The sequence below is a fragment of the Gemmiger formicilis genome (assembly GCF_016901605.1).
GTDB classification, from domain to species: domain Bacteria; phylum Bacillota; class Clostridia; order Oscillospirales; family Ruminococcaceae; genus Gemmiger; species Gemmiger formicilis_B.
Window position 1 is genome coordinate 1 of sequence record NZ_JACJKP010000237.1, and the last position, 3,315, is coordinate 3,315.

Sequence of the window (3,315 nt, forward strand, 5' to 3'; positions counted from 1 at the left end):
AGATATCAAAAGTTTCCAACACTGCGATAACCAATGTTTTTTCTGTCACGCCAACATAACAATATACATTACTCAAAGCTCCCAGTGCCAACATTTCAGCCGTCCCAGACATCAAGGTCCCCCATGCTTTTCCCTGGTACGTTTCCCCGTCCGGGCAAATACTGGCTAACATTTCATTCATATCTTTCTCATTCATGAATAAAGTCATATAGTTCACCTCGTTGTTTTGTTCATGGGTCAGTGGATCCGATTCCATCTTAATTATAGCACTTATCTTATTTTACGATGTGAAATCAGGATAAAATACCCGTAAATATTAGGCGAGAAAGGCACAAGGTTACCCAATAATTTGGCTGCGACGCGGTTCTGGAAGATGTGATGCTCGCTGGGGTGTAGGAATGAAGCTCATGAAAATGTCAGGAATGCTTGTTCTTAATAATGACAGCATTTTCTCTAACCTTTTGAATCGGTTTCGGGATCATGCCATAATTTTACGCAATCTTAACCTGCTCATGATAGATGCCAAACACGAATCAAGATATAATTATACTGAATTGTTGTACCTAATTGAGGAGGTGTTTTTTACGGGGGCTTTCTTTGACTGGCTGCTGTCAAATTTGAACTGGATCATTCCAGTGATCTTCATCCTGGCGTTTGCACTCCCGATTCTGTCCGTGATCCGCAGGCTGACGAAAGGGCATGTCAGCAAAAATTCCTGCACCGTGCAGACAGTAGGATTTATCCGCTCCACCCAGCAGACCGGCATGTATGTCAACGAAAACCCACAGCTGCTTTTTGAACTGGATGCCCTGGCGGAGGACGGAACGGTGTTCCAGACCAGCGTGCGGAAAATCATTCCCATGACGGCGATGGCCGGTATGGTTCCCGGCAGGGCGATCCCCATCCGCTATAACCCGGACAACAGGACGCAGGCAGTGTGGGATAATCATCCGGACGAGTCGCTGGCGCAGGAACGCGCCGCCCGCTATCAGTGCCGGAAGCACCCGGGCGATCTTTCCTATGAACAGCGGATGGAACTGTTAAAAAACGGCGTGATGAAAAAAGCATTGCTGAAAAGCTTCCGGCTGACAGGGAAAGAAGAAGCCGGGGACTATGAAGCAGAGGCGGCCATCCAGCTTGCTGGCGAGGAGCAGGACGGTCACGCATTTGAGCGAACGCTGTATGTACCCAATACAGCTTTGGAATACCTGATCCCCGGCCGGTATGTGGACGTGCGCGTCATCCCGGACAGGGAAAATCTCTTTGTTTTTGTACTGGATACCTCCGTGGTGTCCGGCATCAGTTAGGAGGGATACGGCATCCGTTTGATACAGAGAAAGGGGTTGACCGTTTCGTGGAAAACGTATGGAGTCTTTTTTTCAACTGGATGGCTGAAAATCCGATTCGGGCCATCGTGATCATATCTGCGGTGGCCATTGCGCTGTGTATCCTGCTGGGATTTGTGCTCCCGGCCAGATCCGAAAGGCGGAAAAGGGAGAAGGAGCAGCGCTGGAGGGATGCCCGCACAGTGAAGACCTTGGGTTTTATCCGTTCTGCAAAGCATACGGGACGATGCGTCAATGACAATCCAGAGATCCGTTTCGTGGTGGACGCGCTGGCCGAGGACGGGACATTTTTTGAGACCACCGTGACGGAGGTCATCCCGCGGGCACAGCTTTCCATGTGCGCCGTCGGAGATCCGCTCTCCATCCGGTATGACCCGGCAGACCGCTCCCATGCCATCGGTGATGATAATCCGGATGCCGATGTACTGAATGAGCGCATCGCCCGCTACCAGTGCCGCAGGCATCCGGGCGAGCTGACCTATGAACAGCGCATGGAGCTTAACAGAAACAGCGTGGTCAAAAAAGCGCTGCTGGAAAACCTGCGGCTGACCGGGAAAGAGGAAGCCGGGGACTGGGAAGCGGAAGCGACGGTTCGGATCACGGACAATGCGGCGGGAGACACGGTCATGAACCGCACCCTTTATCTAAACGACAAGATGCTTAAGCATATGGTTCCAGGCAAATATATCGACATCAGCGTTGTGTCGGGCAGGGAGGACTTTTTCGGTATCGTAACGGATATTGCTACGAAGGTTGTTCCTGAGAAAAGCGGGTCTTGAATGTCAAGCGGGCGCTCTTTCCTGTCCGGGATAATGTCACAAAAGAAAGGATTGCATTTTGAAAACGATCATCCATGATTTTAATAAAGAAACCTCCTCTGCTTTTGAACTTCCGGATGAAAATGTTGTTGTTCTCAATGCGGACGGCCATTATGCTCCGTGCCGTGGCTGCTTTGCATGCTGGCTGAAAAATACCGGATTCTGTGTGATGGACGACTCCTTGAAACATGCGGGCGCATGGATCGGGCAAAGCGACCCGCTGCTCATTATCAGCCGTTTGTGCTACGGCGGCTACAGCCCCGGCGTCAAGGCTGTTTTGGACCGCGCTATTGGGGTATCCCTCCCCTTCTTTACCTGGCGGGGCGGCCAAACCCACCATATAGGGCGCTACCCGCAGCGAAAGCTGCTGCAGGTTCTCTTTTACGGAGATTCTACGGAATGGGAGCGGCAGACTGCCACAGAGCTTGCAGAGCGCAACCGGCTCAATCTTGGATATGAAAAAGCGGAAACGCTGTTTTTCCAAAATCCAGCACAGATCAGGGGAGCGATATCATGAAGCTGCTGATCCTCAATGCAAGCCCCAAAAAGAGAGGCGTCGCTTCTCAATTTTTCTCCGGTATCCTCCGGCTGTTTCTTCCCGGCCTTGTCAAAAAAACGGTTCCTCTGCGGAGCCGGAAAGACTTTGACCATGCGCTTTCCCAGTTGGGCAGCGCGGACGCCGTATGTATCTCTTTCCCGCTTTATGTGGATGGATTGCCCTCTCATTTGGTAGAGTTCCTATCGCTGGCAGAAGAATATTGTAAAGCCCGTTCTCTTCGGTTCCGCCTGTACGCCATTGCCAACAACGGCTTTATAGAGGGACAGCAAAACCGTACCGCACTGCGGATACTGGAATCCTGGTGCCTGCATTCCGGCGCCGTCTGGAGCGGCGGGATCGGGATTGGCGGAGGTGTCATGCTGCGGGTGCTGGGAATCGTCTATCCTATTTTGATTGCGCTATCTATCGTACAGATCGCCGTTTCGTTTCTTACGGCAGGAAGCGTACCGCCGGACATGCTTTATACCCTCGCCATTCAGGCGGGAAGCTGGCTGTTTTTCAATTTTGGCGTATTGTTTTGCCTGGCCCGGTTGTCTGCGGCCGTTTGCAAGTGCAAAACCGTAAAGAGCCGCTACACCCGTGTGCTGCTTCC

3 protein-coding genes and 2 pseudogenes are annotated in these 3,315 nt (G+C 51.8%); 4 read left to right on the forward strand and 1 reads right to left on the reverse strand.

The window, feature by feature from the left end; genetic code table 11:
* Positions 1-208 (reverse strand): annotated as a pseudogene (locus H6B10_RS13455) (hypothetical protein); the annotation flags it as partial.
* A gap of 190 nt (positions 209-398) precedes the next feature.
* Between H6B10_RS13455 and H6B10_RS13460 the strand changes: the two are divergent.
* The 4 genes and pseudogenes from H6B10_RS13460 to H6B10_RS13475 all read left to right on the forward strand — a co-directional run.
* Positions 399-1,307: a hypothetical protein gene (locus H6B10_RS13460; protein ID WP_204652076.1), complete on the forward strand. Its 909-nt coding sequence runs from the start codon at positions 399-401 to the stop codon at positions 1,305-1,307.
* A gap of 47 nt (positions 1,308-1,354) precedes the next feature.
* Positions 1,355-2,125 (forward strand): hypothetical protein, encoded by a 771-nt coding sequence (locus H6B10_RS13465; RefSeq protein WP_204652077.1) that lies wholly within the window; start codon positions 1,355-1,357, stop codon positions 2,123-2,125.
* 58 nt (positions 2,126-2,183) lie between these two features.
* Positions 2,184-2,681 carry a flavodoxin family protein gene (locus tag H6B10_RS13470; RefSeq protein WP_204652078.1) on the forward strand — a complete coding sequence of 166 codons (498 nt, stop codon included), beginning with the start codon at positions 2,184-2,186 and terminating at the stop codon, positions 2,679-2,681.
* Positions 2,678-3,315: pseudogene (locus H6B10_RS13475) on the forward strand (NAD(P)H-dependent oxidoreductase); the annotation flags it as partial. The gene H6B10_RS13470 and the pseudogene H6B10_RS13475, both read left to right, overlap by 4 nt.